General features: G+C 38.7%; 2 protein-coding genes. Both read left to right on the forward strand.

The window, feature by feature from the left end; all coding sequences use genetic code 11:
- Positions 1 to 809: type I secretion system permease/ATPase (locus Q0C22_RS02510; RefSeq protein ID WP_291490500.1), on the forward strand; the 809-nt coding region annotated here is incomplete at its 5' end.
- Positions 810 to 813: 4 nt separating this feature from the next.
- Positions 814 to 2127, forward strand: a complete 1314-nt coding sequence (locus tag Q0C22_RS02515) for an HlyD family type I secretion periplasmic adaptor subunit (protein WP_291490501.1) — start codon at positions 814 to 816, stop codon at positions 2125 to 2127.
- Positions 2128 to 2282: the final 155 nt, after the last annotated feature.

A 2282-nucleotide genomic window follows, 5' to 3' on the forward strand; every position in this document is an offset into this window, starting at 1 on the left:
GTCTACAATTGCCTCCGCCTGTTGGTAAAGTGTCTGTATCTAATCTAATTGCCGTTCCGCCAGGATCAAATTTGATGATACTAAAGAATGTAAGTTTTGAAGTTAACCCAGGTGAAATGGTCGGCATTATAGGTCCTGTAGCATCTGGCAAAACAACACTTGGCAAAATGCTTGTAGGGATCTGGCCTCCATACAGCGGTTCTGTAAGGCTTGACGGCGCAGAAATAAGTACATGGGATAGAGAAGACTTAGGAAAATATATTGGCTATCTGCCGCAGGATGTAGAGTTGCTTGATGGCACAGTAGCAGAAAATATCTCGCGATTTGGAGAAATTGACTCCAACAAAGTTATAAAAGCAGCTCAAATGGCAGGCATACACGAGATGATTTTACAATTTCCAGAAGGCTATGACACAAAATTAGGCACAAACGGCGCAATAATCTCAGGCGGTCAAAAGCAAAGAATAGGTCTTGCCCGCGCCCTGTACAATGACCCAACACTTATAGTCTTAGATGAGCCAAACTCTAGCTTGGATGATATGGGCGAGCGCGCTTTGATATACGCTTTGTTAAATTTAAAGAAAATGAAAAAAACAGTATTTTTGATAACGCATAGAACACCAATACTTGCCATAACAGATAAAATCATACTGATGCTAAATGGCAGTGTGCAGGCATTTGGCCCATCTCAGGAAATACTAAAAGCCCTTCAGGCTATAAACGAACAGCAAGCCCAGATGCAAGCACAGCAAAACGCTCACTTAAATAACCCAAATCAAGCGCCACAAACACCACAAAAAGGAGCCTAAAGTTATGGATTACTTGCCACCTGGTACTCAAAAATTAAATACAAACACAAAAAAAATGATACATATAGCAATAGCAGTTGTTGTAATTTTCTTTGGAGGATTTTTACTGTGGGCAGCTTTAGCGCCTCTAAGCAGCGGTATAGTTGTGCCAGGCACAGTTGTAACAAGCACTCATTTGAATATCATTCAAAGCCCGCAGACAGCTAAAATCAAAAGTATTCTTGTAAAAGAAGGCGAAGTAGTCAAAAAAAATCAACCGCTTATCATTCTGGATGATTCTGAAGCAAAAGCAGCATACGCAAAAGCAAAAAGCGAGTATTTATACCTTTTATCAATGGAATCAAGGCTTCAAGCCCAGCTTCAAAACAGCCCTGACATTACATTTCCAAAAGAGCTTTTAGAAAACGCCCAGGAGCCTTCCGTTGCAAATCTTATACAAACGCAAAGGCAGTTATTTTTTTCAACTATGCAAAACTTTCAAAGTCAAAAAAATGCAATTTTACAAAACACTGCTGGCTTGGAATCTGAACTATATGGTCTAAAGTTAAATGCCGATTCCTTCAAATCACAGGTAAGCATCTTAGCCCAGCAGATTTCGTCTCTAAAGCCGCTTGCAAAAGAAGGCTACTACCCAAAAAATCAGTTTTTAGACAAAGAAAGACAGTACGAAGAGCTAAAAGGCAATTTAGATAATTTACTTGGTCAAATTGGTCGTATAAAAACACAAATTGCCGAAAATAACGCAAAACTTCAAAATCTTCAAAGTCAGTTTTTAGCCGATACGCAAGGAAAACTTGCAGAAGTTGAATCACAACTGTCATCAGCAAAGTACCAGTATCTCTACTACAAAAAAATTTACGAGAGCATGACTATAAAATCTCCAATAAACGGCACAGTGCTTTACTTAACCGTGCACACCATAGGAGCAAGCGTAGCACAGGGGCAGGAATTGCTAGAAATACTGCCTATTGACTCAAAATTTATCATTGAAGCTCAGGTTGAACCGCAAGACATAGATAAAGTCCATTTAAATCAAGATGCGGATTTAAACTTTATAGCTTTCAACATCCACACAACGCCCATAGTTCAAGGCAAGGTAATTTATGTTTCTGCAGACACTATTACAACGCAGAACGCTAAAATGCCTTTCTATATCGTGCGCATTGAGTTAACAAAAGATGCCATAAAAAAATTAGCTCACAAAAAAATAGTTGCTGGCATGCCAGTGCAGGTTACTATAAAAACAGGCAAGCAAAGCATGCTAGAATATTTGTTAAAACCATTAACAGAAAATTTTTCAAAAGCGTTTAAGGAATAGCTTTTAATTATGAAAATAGCTATTGTTACGCCTTCTCCTGTACCTTTTGTGGTTGGGGGAGCAGAAAAATTGTTTATGGGGCTTTTGTGGTACTTTAATAAATTAACGCCCCATAGCGTAGAATTAATAAAACTACCCTGCAAAGACCAGGAATT

The organism is Desulfurella sp., from assembly GCF_023256235.1.
Lineage (GTDB): Bacteria > Campylobacterota_A > Desulfurellia > Desulfurellales > Desulfurellaceae > Desulfurella.

Coding starts and splice junctions, on each gene's coding strand:
- Q0C22_RS02515 (WP_291490501.1), top strand. CDS start 814: ATGGATTACTTGCCACCTGGTACTCAAAAATTAAATACAAACACAAAA.